The organism is Capnocytophaga sp. oral taxon 878 (assembly GCF_002999135.1).
Classification (GTDB): Bacteria; Bacteroidota; Bacteroidia; order Flavobacteriales; family Flavobacteriaceae; genus Capnocytophaga.
The window spans coordinates 803,700-826,035 of sequence record NZ_CP027229.1 but is presented as its reverse complement, the minus strand read 5'-3'; the positions used below and the strand labels follow the sequence as shown (position 1 = coordinate 826,035).

At 34.7% G+C, this 22,336-nt stretch carries 17 protein-coding genes and 2 tRNA genes; 11 read left to right on the top strand and 8 right to left on the bottom strand.

Translation table 11 applies throughout. The annotated features are described in order from the left end of the window. Nucleotides 1-110: 110 nt before the first annotated feature. The 5 genes from C4H12_RS03670 to C4H12_RS03650 form a co-directional block, all read right to left on the bottom strand. The gene (locus C4H12_RS03670; RefSeq protein ID WP_371514493.1) at nucleotides 111-506 is read right to left on the bottom strand and encodes an ankyrin repeat domain-containing protein; all 396 of its coding nucleotides are present in this window, start codon (nucleotides 504-506) and stop codon (nucleotides 111-113) included. 159 nt (nucleotides 507-665) lie between these two features. After that, nucleotides 666-1,043 carry an immunity protein gene (locus C4H12_RS03665; RefSeq protein ID WP_106097722.1) on the bottom strand — a complete coding sequence of 126 codons (378 nt, stop codon included), beginning with the start codon at nucleotides 1,041-1,043 and terminating at the stop codon, nucleotides 666-668. A gap of 33 nt (nucleotides 1,044-1,076) precedes the next feature. Further along, a complete protein-coding gene (locus C4H12_RS03660; RefSeq protein ID WP_254424805.1) occupies nucleotides 1,077-1,505 on the bottom strand; it encodes a hypothetical protein in 429 nt (142 codons plus the stop codon). A 633-nt stretch (nucleotides 1,506-2,138) separates the two neighbouring features. Continuing rightward, nucleotides 2,139-3,092 (bottom strand): acyltransferase family protein, encoded by a 954-nt coding sequence (locus C4H12_RS03655; RefSeq protein WP_106097720.1) that lies wholly within the window; start codon nucleotides 3,090-3,092, stop codon nucleotides 2,139-2,141. A 465-nt stretch (nucleotides 3,093-3,557) separates the two neighbouring features. Then, nucleotides 3,558-3,631, bottom strand: a tRNA-Ala gene (locus C4H12_RS03650). Nucleotides 3,632-3,721: 90 nt separating this feature from the next. Between C4H12_RS03650 and C4H12_RS03645 the strand changes: the two genes are divergently transcribed. The 11 genes from C4H12_RS03645 (at nucleotide 3,722) to C4H12_RS03595 (ending at nucleotide 18,303) form a co-directional block, all read left to right on the top strand. Further along, complete coding sequence (locus C4H12_RS03645) at nucleotides 3,722-4,489, top strand: enoyl-CoA hydratase/isomerase family protein (protein WP_106097719.1); 768 nt, start codon at nucleotides 3,722-3,724, stop codon at nucleotides 4,487-4,489. Continuing rightward, a complete protein-coding gene (gene alr / locus C4H12_RS03640; protein WP_106097718.1) occupies nucleotides 4,486-5,595 on the top strand; it encodes an alanine racemase in 1,110 nt (369 codons plus the stop codon). Before C4H12_RS03645 ends, alr begins: the two co-directional genes overlap by 4 nt. Before the next feature lie 69 nt (nucleotides 5,596-5,664). Next, nucleotides 5,665-5,737, top strand: a tRNA-Met gene (locus C4H12_RS03635). A 299-nt stretch (nucleotides 5,738-6,036) separates the two neighbouring features. Then, nucleotides 6,037-9,000, top strand: a complete 2,964-nt coding sequence (locus C4H12_RS03630) for a SusC/RagA family TonB-linked outer membrane protein (protein ID WP_106097717.1) — start codon at nucleotides 6,037-6,039, stop codon at nucleotides 8,998-9,000. 18 nt (nucleotides 9,001-9,018) lie between these two features. After that, on the top strand, nucleotides 9,019-10,635 hold the full coding sequence (locus tag C4H12_RS03625; RefSeq protein WP_106097716.1) for a RagB/SusD family nutrient uptake outer membrane protein: 1,617 nt from the start codon (nucleotides 9,019-9,021) through the stop codon (nucleotides 10,633-10,635). A gap of 15 nt (nucleotides 10,636-10,650) precedes the next feature. Beyond that, nucleotides 10,651-11,748 (top strand): substrate import-associated zinc metallohydrolase lipoprotein, encoded by a 1,098-nt coding sequence (locus C4H12_RS03620; protein WP_106097715.1) that lies wholly within the window; start codon nucleotides 10,651-10,653, stop codon nucleotides 11,746-11,748. A 7-nt stretch (nucleotides 11,749-11,755) separates the two neighbouring features. Further along, a complete protein-coding gene (locus tag C4H12_RS03615; protein ID WP_106097714.1) occupies nucleotides 11,756-13,105 on the top strand; it encodes a DUF4302 domain-containing protein in 1,350 nt (449 codons plus the stop codon). A gap of 283 nt (nucleotides 13,106-13,388) precedes the next feature. Then, entirely contained in the window at nucleotides 13,389-14,972 is a 1,584-nt protein-coding gene (pckA, locus tag C4H12_RS03610; protein WP_106097713.1) for a phosphoenolpyruvate carboxykinase (ATP), read from the top strand. 168 nt (nucleotides 14,973-15,140) lie between these two features. Next, nucleotides 15,141-16,556 carry a S1C family serine protease gene (locus C4H12_RS03605; RefSeq protein ID WP_106097712.1) on the top strand — a complete coding sequence of 472 codons (1,416 nt, stop codon included), beginning with the start codon at nucleotides 15,141-15,143 and terminating at the stop codon, nucleotides 16,554-16,556. Nucleotides 16,557-16,648: 92 nt separating this feature from the next. Next, nucleotides 16,649-17,122 (top strand): 23S rRNA (pseudouridine(1915)-N(3))-methyltransferase RlmH, encoded by a 474-nt coding sequence (gene rlmH / locus C4H12_RS03600; protein WP_106097711.1) that lies wholly within the window; start codon nucleotides 16,649-16,651, stop codon nucleotides 17,120-17,122. Between the two features lie 35 nt (nucleotides 17,123-17,157). Further along, nucleotides 17,158-18,303, top strand: a complete 1,146-nt coding sequence (locus C4H12_RS03595; RefSeq protein ID WP_106097710.1) for an MFS transporter — start codon at nucleotides 17,158-17,160, stop codon at nucleotides 18,301-18,303. Here C4H12_RS03595 and C4H12_RS03590 read toward each other — a convergent pair. The 3 genes from C4H12_RS03590 to C4H12_RS03580 form a co-directional block, all read right to left on the bottom strand. Then, nucleotides 18,262-19,050, bottom strand: a complete 789-nt coding sequence (locus tag C4H12_RS03590) for a 1-acyl-sn-glycerol-3-phosphate acyltransferase (protein WP_106097709.1) — start codon at nucleotides 19,048-19,050, stop codon at nucleotides 18,262-18,264. The genes C4H12_RS03595 and C4H12_RS03590 overlap by 42 nt on opposite strands. 37 nt (nucleotides 19,051-19,087) lie before the next feature. Further along, nucleotides 19,088-20,680, bottom strand: a complete 1,593-nt coding sequence (locus C4H12_RS03585; RefSeq protein ID WP_106097708.1) for a DUF4139 domain-containing protein — start codon at nucleotides 20,678-20,680, stop codon at nucleotides 19,088-19,090. A gap of 72 nt (nucleotides 20,681-20,752) precedes the next feature. Next, nucleotides 20,753-22,321, bottom strand: coding sequence for a flotillin family protein (locus C4H12_RS03580; protein ID WP_106097707.1), 1,569 nt, complete (start codon nucleotides 22,319-22,321; stop codon nucleotides 20,753-20,755). Nucleotides 22,322-22,336 lie beyond the last annotated feature (15 nt).

Genomic DNA, 22,336 nt, shown 5'->3' with positions numbered 1-22,336 from the left:
GTTTTACGTAATTCTTGTTACTATCTTCTTTTAATTAAAATGTAAATATAACTTATATTAGGTTTGCTATAATTTTACTGCTTGTAAAATTATAGTTTGTATATAATACATTACTGGAAAAACTTCTTGACATCAGAGGCTATATTATTAGCCAAAGAATAAGCACTTACCCCATAATTATTTTCTAAATAAATATTAGCTCCTTTTTCTATCAGCTTATTAATTATTTCAGTATAAAAATCTGTATCTCGGTTATAATTAAAAACAGCAGAAGATAAAATACTATTTCCATTTATATCTTGAGCATTTACATCGGCTCCTTTTTCTATGAGATAATTAAAAGCCTCTAAATTTTTAGTAATAACGGCTAAATGAAGTAGAGAATATCCAAATTGTTTATCTTCTTGCTTTTGATTGATATTTGCTCCATATTTAAGAAATATATCCATTACTACTTGAAAAGATATTTTCTCATTTTTTCTAGGTTTTAAATAGTAATGTAATATAGAATTCCCGAATTTATCATATTCATTAATTTAATATTCTTTTAAACTTTCTTCCAGTTTAGCTAAATCTGATTCTAAAAGAATTATTTTTAGGTTGTCTATGTGCATAGCCTTAATAATTTAATATTTATATTTTCGTCTATTAATAGTGCTTTCTCTTTATAACTCTAACCAACTTATATTTGTAGGTTTATTATGTGTTTCGAAAAAATATTGAGTACTTTCATAAAATTTATTTATAGGAATTACACTAGATTTTGGGAGAAAAACTTCACAACCAAAACCTTCTGCTTCATAAAATACTTCATTCCCCTTGCTGTGAATATTATGACCTTTTGAAATAAAACTTTTTTGCGTATCTAAGTAGTATATTACTGATATATCTCTTTTTACAAAACAAGATAATTGAGGAAAACCATAATCTTGAAAGGTTAAAATGAAATGATTAGATTCTTGAAAAAAACGTTTCACTAATATATTATTTAATTCATTTAATGAATTTATTAAGTATTCCTGTTTAAAGTCATTCAAATACATAACTTAATTATAGTTAAAGGCTTTTTGTAGGCTTCATTCTCCCCACTTAAATAAGGTAGCTTTATTAAACATTGTTGTATCAATACTTTGAAAATTAAAGCATTTTGATTCTGAATTTTTTGATTTTATAGTATAAATATACTTGTCATATTCTCTGAAAATTTCATCTTTTTTCAATACAAAATCATTTTCTTTGAAATCATTATTCCAGCAGCAACTTGTGCTTACCTCTAATTCGACTTTTTGAAGTAAACTATCCTTAAATAGGAATCTTTTTTGAGATAATATTTTTATAAAACCTTCTTTTTCCTCAATCTTAGTAATATAAAGGCTATCATTATTGGGGAAAACTTCTAAATCTTTGTAAATATTAAATCTTTCTTGAATATCTTTAATCGTAGATTTTCCTAATACAAACGATTTTTCATTGATAAATCCGTTACATAAATCTTTATGACGCATTTTTATGCGCGATAAAAATATAAATGAAATCAATATACATATTGATATAATTATTTTTTTATTTGAGATTTTCATCTTACGTTTTTTTGGGTTATATAACAATTATAAAATCTGAAAAAGTTTGAGGATTATACCCATTAGAAACTTTTAGGGTTACTTCGTATCTGCCTTTTTTAAAATAAACTATAGCAGGAAGGAGGTGTGTTTTAGCCCAAAATAAAAGCTCCAGCTATTTCAGATATAAAGCGGTTGTTATTTTTCTCTCTCACTCAATAGGCTATAAGAATTTGTTTATGGCAATGAGGACACTCAAAAATAGTGTATAATATAGTTTTTTATTTTAATTGTTAATACAGTTTGTTTGCTTAAAATTCCCTTTTCGTATAAGTCTTTAAAAAGAAATGTTTTTGTGCCATAGTGAAATTCAAAAGTATTGAAATTCTCTCAAATACATTTAAATTTTAGATATGTAGGTCTTTGGTAAAATTGTTCAAAAATATACTGATGTAGCTATTAATATTGGTACGAATTTGTTATTAATTAGGCTTTAAAATCGTTTCTATTTATTATTCTGTTTATTCAACATATTTAACACTTGATCTTCACATTAGATTTATATTAACTTGATAGGAATTAAAATCTGCCATAAAGAAGCCTTCTGAGCCATTTAACTTGTTGGACTAAGCGTTGTATTACATCGCATAATGCAATAGCTAAAAGAGTAAATACAAGGGCATTAAGGTAGAGATTATCACCTAAAATGGTTTTGATATAAGGTACTAAAAAAATACAATAGTAATGAGTTACGTATATTTCTAACGATATTCCGCCTAAATATTTTAGTAGTTGTTTGGTTTTGGTTTGGTAATGGCAAAACTTTTCCCATAATACATAGGAGGCGGCTATGCCTGTAAGAGCTAAGGTGTATAACCTAATGGTATAGAGTATAAAGTTTGTTTTTTCGACAGGAAATAATAGCAAAAGGGGAAAGACTATGAGGCTTGCCCAAGCAAAGGGACGTAGTGTAGTGATTGCCTTTTCTTCGTATTTATGAAAGGCGTACCCTAAGGAGAAATAGATTAGGTACCAACAGAGTTCGGGCAGCCCATAAAAGATAGCTTGTGCGCCTGTAATGCGGTGTGTGAAAACGAGAATACTCCAGAGCCCTATCATTGCCCATAATTCATTATTTTTTTTGATTTTTAGGGCTATATACAATATGACGCATTGCCAAAATAATAGCCATAGGAACCACATCCCTTTTGTGGGTTCATAAATGAGCTGGGAGAGGTAATGATATACTTTTTCGGAATTGAGAATATAACCGTGATAGGCGGCAGAGATAAGAAACCATATAAAGAAAGGGATTACAAGTACTTGGAAGCGCTTGCTTAGGCTGATTTGTCCTTTTGTATTAAAGTTCACATAGCCTGAAAGGAACATAAAGAGGGGCATGTGAAAGGCATAGATGGTTACATATAAAGGGTTGGTGCGATCATCGGCAGTGAACCATTGTGAGGCGTGCCCTATGACGACCAAGATGATAGCAAATCCTTTGAGAACATCGATAAGAGGATTACGAGGCATAGCGTTTGTTTTTTGATGGAGCAAAAATACAAAATAATTTGTAATTAGCAATTTAGGGGATAGGGTTTAGGAAATAGGAATTAGTGGTAGGCAGAGAAAAGGGAGGGCTTATCTTAGATCATAACTTGGAATTAATAGCTTAGAACTATCGTTCGCGACATACTTAGCTGCACCAGCTGGCTAACTATCCTTCGTTTATAGTTCGTTTATCCTTCGTTATTCGTTCGTTCAGCTTAGAGTTATGGATTGAGGTATTCGGCAGTAGTTATAGGTAGAGGCAGGTGGTAGTTGAAGATAAGTTGGGGAGAGAGTGTTGGGGTGTGGTAAATGGATGAGATTTGGAGAGGATTTGAGTTGGTGATTTGTAGTGAGGAGATGATAGATATATGGTTTGATTATAAGGCTTATAAAAAAAAGAGCTAAAACAGAGATGTACTCTGTTTTAGCTCTTGTTATATTGTTTTGTGGAGAAGATGGGGCTCGAACCCACGACCTTTTGGCTGCCAGCCAAACGCTCTAGCCAACTGAGCTACATCCCCATTTTTGCGCTGCAAAGGTAAAATATTTTTTTAAGATTGACAAACTATTTACGAAAAAAATCATACTTTTGCAATAAATTTGTTGTAATTATGACTGATAGACAAGAAGGATCGTTGTACACGACGATAGATAAACAACTGGCAATCACCACCTTTGGTCATCCGAATGCTAATTCATTTCCTTTAGAGCTTTTGAGAAGGCTTACTAAAGAAATAGATATGCTTTCTGAAAATAAGGATGTAAGTATCATACTTTTAAGAAGCGAGGGCGATAGGGCTTTTTGTGCGGGGGCTTCATTTGATGAGCTTTTGGCAGTGAGCAATGAGGCTGAAGGTAAGCGTTTTTTTGAAGGGTTTGCTCATCTTTTTTTAGCAATGCGCCGTTGTAAGAAACTTATTATTGGAAGAGTACAAGGTAAGGCTGTAGGAGGAGGCGTAGGCTTATTGGCTGCATTGGATTACGTGTTTGCTACAGAAGCGCTGAGTATTAAGCTTTCGGAACTATCACTGGGAATAGGTCCGTTTGTAATAGCGCCTGTAATTTTGCGTAAAGCAGGACAAGCCGCTTTGAATGAGCTTTTTATGGCTCCTGACCAATGGAAAAGTGCTTATTGGGCTCAGCAAAAGGGATTGGTGGCGCGTGTATTTGAAAATAATAAAGATATGGATGAAGGCATAGAGCATTTTGTAACTACACTGTTAAAATCAAACCCTATAGCTTTATCGGAAATGAAACGTGTTACTTGGCAACATACTGGGCATTGGGAGGAAGAACTGATAGAAAATGCTGCTATCTCGGGTAGATTAGTTTTATCGGAACAAACAAGATTAATGTTGGAAAAATTAAAGAATAAATGAAAACTGAAGAAACAGTATTAGAAATTGACCTTAACGCTTTAGAGAGAAATATACATTATTTGAAAAGTAGGCTGAAACCTACGACTTGGTTTTTAGCAGTAGTAAAGGCCTCATCATACGGAAACAACTCTGTAGCTATAGCTACTCATATTCAGAAAAAGAAGTTGGCTAACTACTTTGCCGTAGCTTATACCTCTGAAGGGATAGCTCTACGAGAAGCAGGGATTACCTTACCTATACTAGTATTACACCCCCAACCTATTCATTTTGATGATATTGTAAAATACAATTTGGAGCCCACCTTATACTCAAAACGTATTACGGATTTGTTTTTGGAGTATGGTAAAAATCATAATTTAAATAAATACCTGGTGCACTTAAAATGTAATACAGGGTTAAATCGGTTAGGATTTAATATAGGCGAGGTAGATGAGGTACTTGATTTATTAAAAAATAACAGTGTGGTAGAAGTAAAAACTGCTTATTCACATTTGGCAGCTTCGGAGGATTTGGCTGAAAGGGAATTTACAGAGAACCAGATAAAGACTTTTATAGCTTTCCAAGAAAAAATAACTTCTGCTCTACCCTACAAGGTAATTTATCACCAATGTAATACATCGGGGATTTTGAACTATCCGCAGGCGCAGTTTGATATGGTGCGTTGTGGTATAGGTATGTATGGTTTTGCTAATGATGTTGTATTACAGAAGAATTTGACGCCCATAATGGCTTTGAAGAGTGTTATTTCACAAATTCATACTTTGCAAGTAGGCGATAGCTTAGGTTATAATCGTGGTTATATAGCAGATCATATTACTAAAACAGCAACTATACCAGTAGGACACGCAGATGGTATCAATCGTATTTATGGTAAAGGTAAAGGGTTTGTTTTTATTAATGGGCAGAAAGCACCTATTATAGGGAATGTATGCATGGATATGATTTTGGTAGAGGTTACAGACATAGCTTGTGAGGAAGGAGATGAGGTAATAGTATTCGATAAAGAGCATACAGCGGAGGTTTTGGCAGAATCGGCAGGTACAATTTCGTATGAGTTGATAACTTCTATGGCTCACAGAATCAGGAGAGTATATATTTTGAAGTAAAAAAAATAAAAAAAAGTTACCAAAAAGTTTGGTATTTAAAAAAAAGGTTGTACTTTTGCACCCAGAAATCGCGGGATAGAGCAGTAGGTAGCTCGTCGGGCTCATAACCCGAAGGTCACTGGTTCGAGTCCAGTTCCCGCTACTATATAGGCGTAATTAGTTTATTTAAAGCTGATTGCGCCTTTTTATTTGGGTTTAATTATTAAATTTTAGTTATTAGGGTAAAAAATTGGTATTTTGTTATTTAATTTATTATTCTTATTACAAGTTATAAGGTAAACATAAGGACTTCTTTTCTATTTTGATACAGAAAAATTTCCTATGCTTACCTTAATTTTTTATTAATTTTTTGTATTAGTATTTATTTTTTATTACATTTGCGCCCTGAGAGTAACAACTATTCTTACGAACAAAAAACAACTATCTTATTAAAATTAAAAGATGAATATGCAAAAACTAAAAACACTATTTTTTTTGCTATTAGTTATGAGTGGGTGTATGTCTGTTTTTGGGCAGATACAAACTCGTACAAGCACTACTACTCTTACTTCGGGTAGTGCTACTCTTACTACTGGCACAACCACAAATACTACTACTGCGCAAACACCAATGAATACAAATACACGTGGAGCTACTTCTATATCGGGGTCTACTAAACCGTTATGGGTGCTAAATGGTGTGGTATTGCAAGGAACTATAGATTTAAAGCCTGAAGATCTTGTATCGGATGATGCTAAGATGCTTATAGCAGCAGCTATACCAGGCCTTACAGCTGAGAGTATAGAGAGTTTTAAGGTACTAAAAGATGCTTCAGCTACAGCTATCTATGGGCAACGAGCTATAGGAGGGGTTGTAGCAATTACTACTAAACGAGGTAGTACAGGTGGTAGTAGCATTACCTATACAAATGAATCAACTTTTAGATTTATACCTACATACGGTGAGTATAATATTATGAACTCACAAGACCAGATGTCGCTAATACAAGAACTTATGAGAGGTGGGCACTTCAAATCGGAAAACCAATCTATTACTCAAAATAAGGGACTTATAGGGCGAATGTATGATTTGTTTTATGTATTAGATCGTAATGGGAACTCGGTAGTACCTAATACAGAAGCAGGCCGTACTGCTTACCTGCAGGCAGCTGAAAGGAGAAATACTAACTGGTTTAATGAGCTATTCCAAACAAGTATAATGCAGAATCATACACTCTCTCTTTCATCAGGTACTGAGAAATCGACCTATTACGCTTCACTAAGTGGTCTTTTTGATCCAGGATGGACAAAAGGAGATAAACTGAGTCAGTTTTCAGGTAACTTAAATGCAAACTACAACTTATCTTCTAAGTTTAAACTTAATGTTATTTCAGACCTTTCATATCAAAAACAAACTACTCCTAAGCAAGATATATACGACTATGCTATAACACACTCACGCAGCATGAATCCTAAGGAATATTACGTAAATGATTTTGCTCCTTACAATATCTTCAATGAAATAGATAATGCTTATAAAAATATCAATATCGCAAATCTCAGACTACAAGCTGAACTTACTTATAAAATTACTAAAAAAGTAGAAGCGACAATGATGGGGGCTATTAGATATTATGCTAATCAGCAGAATACTGAGTTTAAAGAAAATTCTAACTATGCACTATCGTACAGAGCAATGCCTAACTCATTAGTGCGCCGTTATAACCCTAATTTATACGATGACCCTAATGATCCTTACGACTTACCTAGTGTAGTTTTGCCAGAAGGAGGTGTGCGTGAACGAAGAGATCGTAGTATTACTAGTAATCACTTTCGTGCTACTTTGCGCTATAACGACAGCTTTAAAGGCGGACTTCATAGCGTATCGGCATTTGCTGGGGTAGAAATGGATAACTACAAAAGTACTGATGATAAAAACCAAAACTATGGAGTGCTATTTGACTCTGGCAACTATAGTTATTACACTTATCTGTTTTTTAAAAAACTACAAGAAGCAAATAGCACTTACTATAGCATTTACAATACTACAAGTAATTATCAAGCATTTTTCACTAATGGGAGTTATACCTTTGCTAACCGTTATACTATAAATGGTACTCTACGTTATGATGCATCTAATAAATTTGCTGAATCACGTTATATACGATGGATGCCAACTTGGAATGTGGGGGTAAATTGGAATGTGAGCAACGAAAAATTCTTTAGTAAACTTAAACCTCTTTCACACTTATCATTTAAAGCTTCATTTGGAGTAACAGCTATTTCGCCATCAGTTAGCAATTCACTTTCACAAATTTATACCTATGTACCTTGGCGGAACTCATCAAAACGTGAGATAGGGCTAAATATAGTTGATAATGCTAATCATGATCTTACTTATGAAAAGAATCAGGAGCTAAACCTTGGTACTCAGTTTGGTTTGTTTAACAATCGTATTAATATATCAGCAGAATGGTTTAACAGAAGGAGTTATGACCTGATAGGTAGTATAGCAACACAAGGTGTAGGTGGTACTATTACTAAAAAAGGAAATATGGCAGAGCTAAGTATACACGGAGTAGAATTAGGATTAGAAACTAATAATATCAAAACAAAAGACTTCAGTTGGAAAACTTCCTTTATATATTCACGTTCTAAAAATGAAATAACAAAACTTCTTACAAATCCTACTATACGTAATATGATAGGTTACTCAAGTAGTTCAAAATCAGTAGGAGGTTTTGCTAAGGAAGGTTATCCTCTGCGTTCTATCTTTTCAGTCCCTTTCAATGGATTGAATGATAAAGGACTACCTACTTTCTTAGATGCCAATGGTAATAGCACAGTAAGTGGTATCCGTTTTGATAATCGTAATGTAGACTTTTTAGAATACTCAGGTACACTTATACCTACTGATAAAGGAAGTTTTAGTAACTTGTTTAACTACAAAGGCATTTCACTAGGGGTGGTACTTACATATTCATACGGCAATGTAGTTCGCTTACGTAAACTAACTAATTCATATAACGACTTTTGGGTAGCACCACGTGAACTAAACAACCGTTGGCAATATCCTGGTGACGAAAATCACACTAATATACCTGTACTTTACACTACCTATATGTATGATCTTTATGGAGGTTATAGTAATATAAAACAAGCTTATGATACCTATGATTACTCAAATATTAGGGTAGCTAAAGGTGATAATATACGGTTAAAAGAAATTTCAATAGGCTATACCTTTGGTAGAGAATTCTTAAAGAAAAACAAATTGCGTCAGCTTAGTATGAAGTTACAAGGCACTAATCTTGCTCTACTATATGCAGATAAAAAACTAAATGGTGATGATCCCGATTATTTGACTAGTGGCTATTCGCCTATTGCGGCAAAACGGCTTATTTTCACCCTACGTGTAGGACTCTAATTTTTAAATAGAAAAGAAATGAAAAAAATATATATATTAATTAGTATTAGCGCTCTGTTTTTCACTGCTTGTAATGCATTACTTGATGAATTACCAGATAATCAAGTGCGTATTGATACTCCTGAAAAAGTAAGAAGATTAGTAACTATGGCCTACCCTACTGCAAGTACAGCAGTAATAAGTGAGCTTTCATCAGATAATATAGCTGATATAGGTACTATTATAACCTATGCGAACTATCTAAGTCAAGAAGCTTCATATTGGCAACGAATACAAGAATATTCTGATTCTGATGGATTACAAAATATATGGACAAGCCATTACAAAGCTATCAACCATGCTAATACAGCTTTAGAAGCTATTGAAAAAATGGGTAACCCTGAAGCTACTAATGCTAGTAAGGGGGAGGCTTTGGTAGCACGTGCTTATGCTCACTTTGTACTAGTTAACTTTTTTTCTAATAGCTATAACCCTAATAGTAGTGCTACTGATTTGGGGATTCCTTACATGTTACATTCAGAAAATGAGCTTGATGGCAGATATAAGAGGGGTACTGTGGCCCAAGTATATGCTCAAATAGATGCAGACCTAGATGCTGGTTTGCCTCTAATAGATGATAACAGCTATGAGATGCCTAAGTATCACTTCAATAAAAAAGCTGCATACGCCTTTGCTGCAAGATTTTATTTATATTACCAGCAATGGCAAAAAGCCCTAGATGCAGCTAATGTAGTTTTAACCACAAACAACGCTACGACTAAAAATATGCTGCGTAACTGGCAAGATTTTAGAGATGCTACTAAAACAGGAGGAACTGATATAGAAAAATTTGGCATTTATTACACTCGTGAGGATGAAACAGCTAATCTTATGTTACAGCCTGTTATTTCAATGCTTTCATCTAGTTATTTTGTTACTGCTTATGCAAGTCGATTTATACATAATCACCGTATAGCAGGTGAAACACTAGCTACTGCCAACCCTTGGGATAAACAAGGTAACTCGGGAAAACCTAATTTTGGTTATGAGTTTTATTGGTTTACCCCTTTTGATGTATTTGATAATAGGCGAGATGCTGTAATTTATGGTAAGTTTCCAACTTTCAAAGACAATAGTACTCGTACAATAATGATTCCTTTTACTACAGATGAGACTTTATTGGTAAGAGCTGAAGCTAAAATACTTTTAGGACAATATGATAGTGCTGTATTAGACCTAAATATGTTTACTTCTAAATTTATTCAGCAAACAACCATCAATGGATATGCTAGTAGTAATACAGTAACAAAAAATGAAATTGTAAGTTTTTATAATGGTATAGCTTACTCAGAAAGTACAGTAAATGGAGCTACCCAAAAGAAGCATCTCAATCCCTCATTTAGTATCACTAATGATGGAGTACAAGAACCTTTATTACATTACGTACTACAGTGTAGACGTATACTAACCTTAGGTGAAGGATTACGTTGGCAAGATGTACGTCGCTATAATATAGAAGTAGCTCGCTACCAAAGTGATAACTCAAATCGTAATGAAGCTACAGTAAAATCAGTATTACCTGCTAATGATTTGCGAAGAGCTATTCAGCTGCCTGATGCTGTAATAGGTAAAGGAATAGAGGCAAACCCAAGATAATAAAAAGAATAAACTATGAAAAAAATACTATATACACTTTTAGCCTTATCATTTTTAGGCTGTAATAATGACGATAAATTAGTTGATGAAAGTGTTATCATTCGGAATGGGGAAGAAAGCCAAAGTTTGAATCCTCAAAACGATTTGGATAAGTACTTAGATGAGAATTTTGCTAAACCATATAATATACAGATATTATATCGTTTTTTAGAACGTGAAATAAGTAGAACTTATACTTATACTCCTACTAAGTATAGTAAAGCTATAGAATTTGCTAACATATTCAATTATTTATTTATTGAACCCTATGTGAAGCTTACCTCTAAGGCTTTTATGAAAGAACATTCATTTAACACTCTTATCTTAATAGGAGAGCCAGCATTTAATCCTACAGGTACTAAGTTAGTAGGACTTGCTACTGCAGGTATAAAGATACACCTAACAGAGATAAATCACTTAGAACCTAATAATATTTATTGGTTAAATGATAATATCTTGGCAACCCTTTATCACGAAAATGCTCACACTTGGCATCAGGCAAAGCTATATACTACAGATTATGAAAAAATATCCGCAAGTGATTATAAGAATGACCGCTGGGTAAATGAATGGAATTTTAATACTAAAAATTACCTAAGAGCTGGATTCATTACAGCCTATTCAAGCTTTGATCATGATGAAGATTTTGTAGAATTATTAGCACGTTATATAGTATATTACAATGCAAGTTTAGATTGTGACTGTGCTACTACTGATAGTAGTTTAGATGCTAATGGAGATGGTTTTAACGATACTCTATACACTGCTTGGAAAGCAAAATTTAGTAATTATGGCAACCTCCTCTCAGAAAACTATACTCCATATGAATCAACTAGCGTATGGGAAGAAGTTCTAAAAAGAGCAGATAGAAAAATAAGACCTACTGAGACCTATACTGGTAAACAAAAAATAGAACAAAAAATAGCTATAATGAAGAAATATCTACAAGATGAATGGAATATTAATCTTGATGAACTACGTGCTGAGATTCGCAACCGATACCCATACGTAGCAGGTAAAACTTTTGATGGTGTGCCTGTAGAACGAAAAGATTTTACTAAATTAATCCGTTAATATAACAATGAAAAAATATATATTCTTATCATTATCTTTCCTTCTCTTTATAAGTTGTAATTATAAAGAAGAGGAAACTTTCACACAGAGAGCCTCAGAGCGTACTGTAAATTCACTTAATAGTTATAAGGAGATCTTAGAAAATGACAACTATTGGCTGTTAACTTACTACCCAGAGCAATATAAAGTAGGTTATTGGGTATACCCCTATCAGCCTGAAATTTTTGCTACTGATAAAGATTTCCCAAAAGCACACAGAAGCATAGGAGGTTATAATTTTTTGATAAAACTGAAAGATGGTAAAGTGGCAGCTTCATCAGAAGTAAGTTACACTAATACAGAAGAAACTTCTTTTTTTTCATACGATATTACAGAGGGACCTACTCTTAGCTTTGATACCTTCAATAACGTGTTACATCACTTTAGATTTGTATCTTCATCATTTCCTAATGCACGTGGGGGTGAAACTGACTTTATCATTTTGAAGTATGAAAATGATACTTTTACCTTGCGGGGACGTACTTCTAACAATATTATGACTTTAAAAAAGTTCACAGGAAATAGAGAAACTTTTTTGAATAAAATACGTGAGAATAGTAAAGCTCTCCTGTACAAAGGTCTTTTGCCTATCAATGTAGGAGGTACTGAGGTAATACTTAAGTTATTTCCGAGTTACAGACAACTTACTTTTATATACAATAACAATCAAAAATACATACAGTCAGCATTTATTATTACTGAAAAAGGTATTAAACTGTATGAACCTATTAAAATTAATGGAGTAACTTTTGAGGAATTCTATTTTAATGACACTAAAACTGCCTTAGTAAGTGCAGATGGCAGTATTACTAGTAATTTTGTAACCTCACCTATTACTCTAAGTAGTAATGCTGCGTACATAACTTTTGACACCTATAATGCTTCAGAAAAAGCTATGAATATATTTAATAAGGCTAAAAAAGCAGTAGAAAATTCGAAAGATAAAAGTTATACCTTACTAAACTATATCAGATTAGTAACTTTTATGGGTAATGACCAAGAACAAGCAGCAGGAATACATGGTTATATAGCAGAAAAAAATAACCTTGATAATACTAGCAGTATATATTACGAAATGGACTTTGTAGGGATGGCTAATAGTAGTAATGAAAAACAGTTAGAAATACTTATAAAAGATATGCCTACTATAGGAGATAACACTTACAAAAATAGTCTTTTTTATTATAGAGAAGCAGAACGTCTATTTTTAGATTTAGCTAAGGCAGGTCCCTATAAAACATCTGTTTATAATGATAATTACACATATTTAATAAGTGTGAAAGACCCTGATATATGGTTCTTAGTATATATACCTTAAAAAAATGCTAGAATATTTTTTTTATACAAATTTTATTTGTACATTTGCAGCGTTTTTCAAGGATACCTTGCTGTAGGTATGAAATAGGAATTATAGAATTCTAATTGAAAAACATAGTTTTTTGAAATGTCACCTAGGTATTTTTGAAAACATTTGTCTTTCATTCTGCTTATTTAGTAACAATAAAGTAGATTTTTTACTATTTTATTTTATAAATTGATCTATCTCTTTGAAAATATAAAATTGTAAATTACAGAATTATAAATAAAAAATTTAAGAAATTATGAGTAACCCAAAAACAATTTCAGTAGAAAACTACGGAATTAAAAATGCTAAGGTTCGTTACCAACTTACTGCTGACGAACTACACCAAGAAACTTTAGACAAAAAACTTGGAGTTGAAGCTTCTTCAGGAGCTATTGCTATCAACACAGGTAAATTTACTGGTCGTTCTCCTAAAGACCGTTTTATCGTAAAAGATGAAATTACCAAAGATCGCGTATGGTGGGGAAATATTAACATCCCTTTTGAGCCTGAAAAATTTGACAAGCTATATGAAAAAGTAGTAGCTTATCTTTCAAGTAAAGAAATCTATGTTCACGATGGTTATGTTTGTGCAGATCCTAAATACCGTACTAATATCCGTACTATTACTGAACTTCCTTGGAGTAACCAATTTGCTTACAATATGTTCTTGCGTGTAGAAGATAGTGAGCTTGCTTCTTTCAAAGAAGATTGGTTAGTAGTAAACGCTCCTGGTTTTGAAGCTGATCCTGCTGTAGATGGCACTCGTCAAACTAACTTTGCAATCCTTAATTTTTCTAAAAAAATTGCTTTGGTAGGTGGTACTGGTTATACTGGAGAAATTAAAAAAGGTATTTTCTCTGCAATGAACTTTGAATTGCCTGTGTTCCGTAACACTATGCCAATGCACTGTTCTGCTAACGTAGGTAAAGACGGCGATACTGCTATCTTCTTCGGTCTTTCTGGTACTGGTAAAACTACCCTTTCTGCCGATCCTAACCGCCACCTCATCGGTGATGACGAACACGGTTGGACTCCTGAAAATACCGTATTCAACTTCGAAGGTGGTTGCTACGCTAAAGTAGTAGACCTTACCGCTGAAAAAGAACCTGAAATCTTCGCAGCTATCAAAAAAGGCGCTATCCTTGAGAACGTAATTATGGATGATAAAGGTGTTGTAGATTTCGCTCGCACCGATATTACTGAAAACACTCGTGTTTCTTATCCTATTTACCATATCAATAATATCCAACCTGGATCTATAGGTCATAACCCTAAAAACATCTTCTTCCTTACTTTTGATGCTTATGGTGTATTACCTCCTATTTCTAAATTGACTCCTGAACAAGCTGCTTACCAATTCGTTTCTGGTTATACCTCAAAAGTAGCAGGTACTGAGGTAGGTATTACTACTCCACAAAAAACTTTCTCTGCTTGTTTCGGTGCTGCCTTCATGCCTCTTCACCCAGCTGAATACGGAAAACGTTTGGCTGAGAAAATCAAAGAAACAGGCGTAAATGTATGGTTGGTAAACACAGGTTACAATGGAAAAATGAAAAGATGTAGTTTGAAAGATACTCGCGCTCTTATCACTGCTGCTCTTACAGGCAAACTTAACAATGTTGAGTACAAAGAATTACCTATCTTTGGATTTAAAGTTCCTCAATCTTGTGAAGGTGTATCAGATCAGAGCATCTTGAACTCAGAAAACACTTGGGAAGACAAAACACAATTCAGTGCTAAATTAAAAGAATTAGCTGAATCATTCGTACAAAACTTTAAAGATAAGAAGTTTGAAGACGGTGCTACTCCTGATGTTCTAGCTGGTGCTCCTAAATTGTAATTTGATTTTTAAAAGAATTTTACAAACCAAAAAGGCTGCTTCCTAAAGAGGAAGCAGCCTTTTTTATATTCTAAATAGTTAATTCTCTGTTTTTTGAAAACTGAAAGCTGAAAAAACTGGCACACTTATTGCCTAATTCATTTTGAAAAATTAAATAAAACAAAGAATATAATGAAGAATTACACAACACTCATAACTGCTGCCTTTTTGGGAGGAGTTTTAACCTTAGGAGGTTATAAACTTTTTATAGACAAACATGATGCTAAGCAAGAAGCTTTAGAACTACTATCACGCCCTGCAATAGTACAAACTAATCATACCACTCCTGAAAGGGCTATGACTGGCGAGACTAACTTTGTGGAAGCTGCTAACAAGACCGTAAATAGTGTGGTGCATGTGAAAAACACTGTGAAATCTAAAGGACAAGTTACTTCTATTTTTGATCTTTTTTATGGAAATGGAGGAGATGAACAAACTCAAGTAGGGACAGGTTCTGGTGTTATAATAACTCCTGATGGTTATATTGTAACTAATAATCACGTCATAGCTGATGCTACAACTTTAGAAGTTACCTTAAACAATAATAAAACTTATTCAGCTAAACTAATAGGTACTGATCCTTCATCTGATATTGCTCTTATAAAGATTGATGCTGATGAAAAGTTACCTTTCCTTACTTTTGCTGACTCGGATAATACTCAAGTGGGAGAATGGGTATTAGCAGTAGGAAATCCTTTTAACCTTAATTCGACTGTTACAGCAGGTATTATTAGTGCTAAAGCACGTAATATTAGTCAGCGTAATGGAGACAAAATAGAATCGTTTATACAAACTGATGCTGCTGTAAATATGGGAAATAGTGGAGGTGCTTTGGTAAACCTTAATGGAGAACTTATTGGTATTAACACTGCTATTTCATCTACTACGGGAGTATATATGGGTTATTCGTTTGCTGTACCTAGTAATATTGCTAAAAAAGTAGTAGAAGACCTTATTGAATTTGGTAATGTACAGCGTGGTGTATTAGGTGTACGTGGTACTGATTTGGATTCGGAAAGTGCTAAAAAACTTAACATTAAAGAAACTGAAGGTTTTTATGTAGGTTCAGTAGAGGAAGAATCGGGAGCAGGAGTTGCTGGGCTTGTAAAAGGTGATATTATTAGGCAACTTGATAATGTAAAAGTACACAAATATTCAGACCTTAGCGGCTATATAGCTTCAAAACGCCCTGGTGATGTGATAAAAGTAATTTATGAACGTGATGGAAAAGAACGTATTGCTAATATTACTCTTAAAAAGAATACTACCTATGTAATACAATCATTAGGTTTGGAAGTAAAGAACTTATCAGAAGCTGACTATAAGCGTTTTAAAACAAAATCGGGAGTGAAAGTTACTGCCGCTGGACAGTTTTATGAGTACAATAATATAAACATTGTAGGAAAAGTATTGCTTTCTGTAAATGGCAAAGCTATTAAGGATGTAGATGAACTAAAAAGTACTATGTCTAGTTTATCATCACGTAATCGTAATTCATTAGAAATATTAAATGAAAAAGGAGAAAAAGAAAGATTCTTCTTTTAGGAAAATAGAAATTAAAGAATAGATACTTTTGCCAAAGGTGCAAGCCAAATAGGCTTATACCTTTGGCTTTTTTTAGGTAAAACTTTAAAAAGATGAATATTAAACTAATCGCTGTGGGGAAAACTGATAACTCTGCCTTACAACAGCTTATTGGCATGTATGAAAAAAGATTATCATACTATATTAACTTTGAGTTACAACTTTTGCCTGATATTAAGAATAATAAATCACTATCAGAAGAGCAACAAAAAGTAAAAGAAGGTGAACTTATACTTGGGAATCTAGAACCATCACATCATCTTATTCTTTTAGATGAAAGAGGCAAAGAATATACTTCTATAGCCTTTGCAGATGAACTTCAAAAGAAAATGAATGCTGCTATTAAGCAACTAACTTTTGTTATTGGTGGTCCATACGGTTTTTCACAGCAGGTATATCAGCGAGCTAATGGTAAATTATCTCTTTCAAAACTCACTTTTTCACACCAGATGATACGATTGTTTTTTGTAGAGCAATTGTACCGTGCTTTTACTATTTTGAGAAATGAGCCCTATCATCATCAATAATTTTTTATACCTTTGCGCGCTTAAAGATAAAAACTATGATTAAAAAACTTTGGCCTCTAGCTATAGGAGGCTTAGCCTTAGGAGCTACAGAGTTCCTAATAATGGGGTTATTGCGCGTAATAGGCGAAGATATGGGCCTAACAGATGCTATTACGGGTAGATTTATTTCAGCTTATGCTATAGGCGTAGTAGTAGGAGCACCTACACTCATTGCTTTGGCTGCCTCATATAACCCAAAGAAGATACTTTTGTTTTTTATGCTACTCTTCTCTCTCTTCAATGGACTTTCGGCCTTTTCACCTGATTATACTACTTTATTATTAGCCCGTTTCTTTTCGGGATTACCACATGGAGCTTTTTTTGGAGTAGGTGCTATTGTGGCTAAACAATTAGCTCCTAAAGGCAAAGAAGCTTTTGCTATCTCAATTATGTTTGCAGGGCTCACTATTGCTAATTTAATAATGGTGCCTTTACTTACTTATGTAGGGGCATTAGCAGGTTGGCGTATTGCAATGGGGTGTGTATCAGTGTTGGGATTACTTACTATGCTTTCTATATTCTTTTTTTTACCTAATGTGGAGAATAAGAGAGACCTCGGGGTGAAGCGTGAAGTGCGTTTATTCTTCAATCCGAGGTCTTTGTTAGTATTGGCTATTACTGCTTTGGGTTGTGGTGGGCTTTTTGCATGGTTCAGCTATATACAACCTTTAATGTTAGAATCAGCTCACATAGACCCTGATATGAAATCGGTAGTGATGATAGTAGCAGGGGCAGGAATGGTAGTGGGAAACCTCTTTGGAGGATGGCTCACAGACCGCTCATCGCCGGTTAAAGCTACTATTTATATTTTGCTATTGCTTATTAGTATACTACTATTAGTCTTCTTTTTCTCACATATACAACCTGTAGCATGGTTACTAACCTTTATATGTGGAGCTATGTCGATGTCATTAGGAGCGCCGCTAAATATGCTTATCTTTAGATGTGCACCACAATCGGAAATGATGGGGGCAGCTTTTATGCAGGCAGGCTTTAATACAGCTAACTCTATAGGCGCTTATGTAGGAGGGTTGCCTTTGCTATATGGACTTAGTACTAATTATCCATCACTAATGGGAGCAGGACTAGCTAGTATAGGATTACTGTTTACCTTCTACTTGTGGCGCATTATTCGGTTCTAACTTTTTAACTTTTAAGAATGACTCATGTTGCTCAATAGCCATTTCTATTTGAGTAACGATTTCTTCAACTGTATCATTCTCATAATCTATCTGTAAAGGGGGTTTAATAATCATTGATTGTTGAACCCCTTTCTTTTTAATGTTAATTCCCTTTTTATCAAAAGAACGCCTAAAGCCATCAATTACTATAGGTACAACTACAGGTTTGTACTGCTTGATGAGGTGTGCTGTACCTTTGCGAATGGGTTTCCAAGGAGAAGTAGTACCCTGAGGAAAGGTAATTACCCAGCCATCGGAAAGGGCAATACCTATGTTTTCGACATCGGCTTGGCGCACTTCACGATGTATTTCTTTGCCTTTTTCGCGCCAAGTCCTGTTTACTGGTATAGCTCCTGCATAGCCCAATATTTTGGGCAATATGCCAGACTTCATTGTTTCGGAAGCTGCTACATAATAAATGTTAAGCTTAGGATTCCATAAGTAGCCTACGTTATTTAAAGTATCTTTGCGCCCTTTGAGGCTTGCATTAAATACGTGATACATAGCCGTTACATCGGCAAAGTAGGTTTGGTGGTTAGAAATGAATAATACATTGGTAGGAGGTAACTCTCGAATCACATCTGAGCCTTCAATATTGAGTTGGTTAAAACCATCATAGCGACTATGAGTAATGAGTCCGAAGAGGCGAATGAGCCATCTTTTGACAAAAAGAGTATGCCCAAAAGGGTCTTTTTTAAATAAAGTCATTATTGATTTGCTAATTTACTATAAACTAATTTGTAACTTACAAATTGCCTATTACTTCGTTTTTAGGATATTTTACTTTATAGCTAATGCGGAACTTTTTAGTTTCGCCTGCCTTGAGGTTTGTATCCCAAGTAAGGACACCTATTTCTTTATTAATTTCAGCTTTTGACGACTCCAACAATTCTATTTGAATTTTCTCGTCATTACTAAGAGGGTATTGATCTTTTAGTTTGAGATCGATAGCCTCTTTTTTATTATTTTTTACAGTTATTTCATAGGTAAAGGTTTGCTCTTTATAACTTGAAATGAACTTAGTTTCTGATTTATCGGTTATCTTTTCGCGCTTTATACTTATCTTCTTATCATTACCCATTGTGAGCTGTATGCTCTCGGTAGTTTGGTTAGGATCAATAAGGGTTTTACCTACATACATATCTTCAAAGATAACGTTAGCCTCGCCAGTAAGTAGGTTGTACTGTGAATAATCATCAACTAAAGCGATTAAATACACCCCATTATCAACACGAGGGGCAGCATAATACTCATATTTTGCTTTAATTTTGAGTTCTTTGAGTGATACACTGTGGTATTTGTTATTGGACAATATATCATAAGGGGTAGTAATATCGAAAGAGGTATTAAGCTGATTTTCATTTAGGTTTGTATAATTGGATACAGTAGATTCTTCTACCTTATCTGCGGCAGCAACCTCTTTAGCCACACGTTTGTAAGCTATGCTATTGAGCATTAAGGTTTCTTGACGTTCATATCCAAAACGCAGATACCATGCCTTGAGCAAAGTAATCTGGTTATTTTGGTTGGGATTACCACTGGAAAGGGTAAGCCTTACGTGCTTCCAATCAACTCCTGTATTTTGGCGTATTTGAGCCTTATATAGCAAACTTATAGGCTGGGTAATACTCTCGGCTCGGAGGTCATAGAAAGGAGACCAAGATGCATTGGGACTTATGTAACTAAGAGTAAAATCGGCTTTGGTAGGAGTATCACACATTACCTGTAATACTAACTTACCATTAGAGAGCGTTTCTTCTTTCCCTACTTCGCCTTTTAAACGTTGTTCTAACTCATAACGGAGAGTGCGCAACTTATTTTGTTTATCGGTATAAGAATCAATATTATTGAGTGTAGTTGTTAGTTTTTCTTTAGAATAATCAATAAACTTAGCATATTCGGTTACATTTAGAGGAGTATTACCTAATACAGACTTGTTACTTTTTAGCTTTTCAAGAATTTCTTTTTCGGCTATAATTTGGTTATTGAGTTTATCTATCTGATTGCTAAGCAAATCAATACTATCCTTTACTTGCTTGGATTTAGGTAAAAGATTATTACTATCGGTAGAGGTATATTGTGTAGTGAACTGAGCTGATAACACAGTTACATTTTTAGGAGCTAAGATGCGTATTGTATTTTCATTAAGGCGATTGGCTACGTTCTTTACTACTATTTCATTAGTGCCTTTGGTAAGGTTTGCGCTGAAATAATGGGTTAACTCGGCTGAATTAAAGTATACAGTAGCAGCATCGAGTTTGGCATTGGTGAACTGTACTTTTTGTGCTAGCATAAAGGCTGAGCAGCAAAAGAATATAGAAGTTACTAAGTATTTCATTATGTGTAAGGTGTTAGGTTAAAAAATATAAAAGACTTTGACAAAGCTTAAAACTTTGTCAAAGTCGGGGTGTTATTCTACTTCTTGAGCAGGTATATCTTTTGTTTTTCCTGCTTCATTTTTAGTTTTTTCCGCCTCTTTGGCAAGGTAGGTAGGAAGGTTTAGCCCTGCCATATTAAAGAGATCATTTAAAGGAGGTACAGTCTTCATCATACCTGATACGAAGTTGGCTGTAGCGGTATTACCATCTTCATTTTTGCCAGAATCCCATACGGTAACTTTATCAATTTTGATATTTTTAACAGCTTCAACCTGAGTGCGTACCAATTCGGGTAGTTTTTCGATGAGCAATAGTTGAAAAGCTTTTGTAGGATCACCACCTGCAGCGCCTACCACATCTTTGTAACCTTCGGCTTGCTTGGTAAGGATTTGGAAGAGACCCTTAGCTTCGGCTTCCATTTTGGCATATATAGCATCGGCTTCCCCTTTTGCTTTTTCACGAAGGCGTTCGGCTTCGGCTTGAGCCTCGATAATGGCACGTTGTTTATCAATTTCGGCAGGGACAATGATGTTTGCCATTTGGGTAGCGCGTTCACGCTCTGAACGAGCTGTTTCGGCTTTTTCTTCGGCAGAGTAGGCTTCTTCTAACGCTTTGGCTTGTTGTACTTTTTCGGCTGAAATAGCTATGCGCAATGATTCGGCTTCTTTTTCACGGCGTAGCGCTTCGGAGTTGGCAATGGCTATTCGCGCCTCATTTTCACCTTGTATAGCTACTGCATTGGCTTCGGAAATCTTAATACGGCTATCGCGATCGGCTTCGGCTTTACCTATTGATTCAAACTTTTTAGCCTCGGCAATACCCACAGTTTCATCTTTTTTAGCTTCGGCGATGCTAATTTCTTTATCTTTTTGGGTGATAGCTATTTTTACATCTCTATCACGATGCGTTTCGGCAATTTGGGTATCTTTCTCACGGTCGGCAAGAGCTTTACCGGTCTCCCCTATTTTCTCTTGTTCGGCAACACTGATCTTAGCCTCGTTGATAGCTTTGGCAGCGGCTTCTTTACCCAAGGCCTCGATATATCCAGATTCGTCCTTAATATCGGTTACGTTCACGTTGATGAGTTTTAGGCCTATTTTTTTAAGCTCACTATCGACGTTTTTAGAAATATTTTCAAGGAATTTATCGCGGTCGGAGTTAATTTCCTCAATGGTCATAGTAGCAATTACCAAACGCAACTGACCAAAAAGGATATCTTTTGCCAACTCCTGAATCTGTTCGGGTGAAAGCCCCAAAAGGCGCTCGGCAGCGGCGTTCATATTTTCGTGTTCGGTAGAGATGGCGATGGTAAAGCGGCAAGGTACATCGACACGGATATTTTGACGGCTTAGGGCATTGGTAAGATTCGCCTCGATGGATAGAGGGCGCAAATCTAGATAGGCATAATCTTGAATTACAGGCCATACAAAGGCGCCCCCCCCGTGGATACACTTGGCTGAAGAGCCACCGGTTTTACCATAGATAACCAAAATTTTGTCGGAAGGGCAACGTTTGTAACGAGCTACGAGTGATGAGATTGTAACAAAAAGGACAATAGCGAGTATTACTATGAGCCCTATAGGTGAATTAAGTACATCCATTTTGAATATAATTTT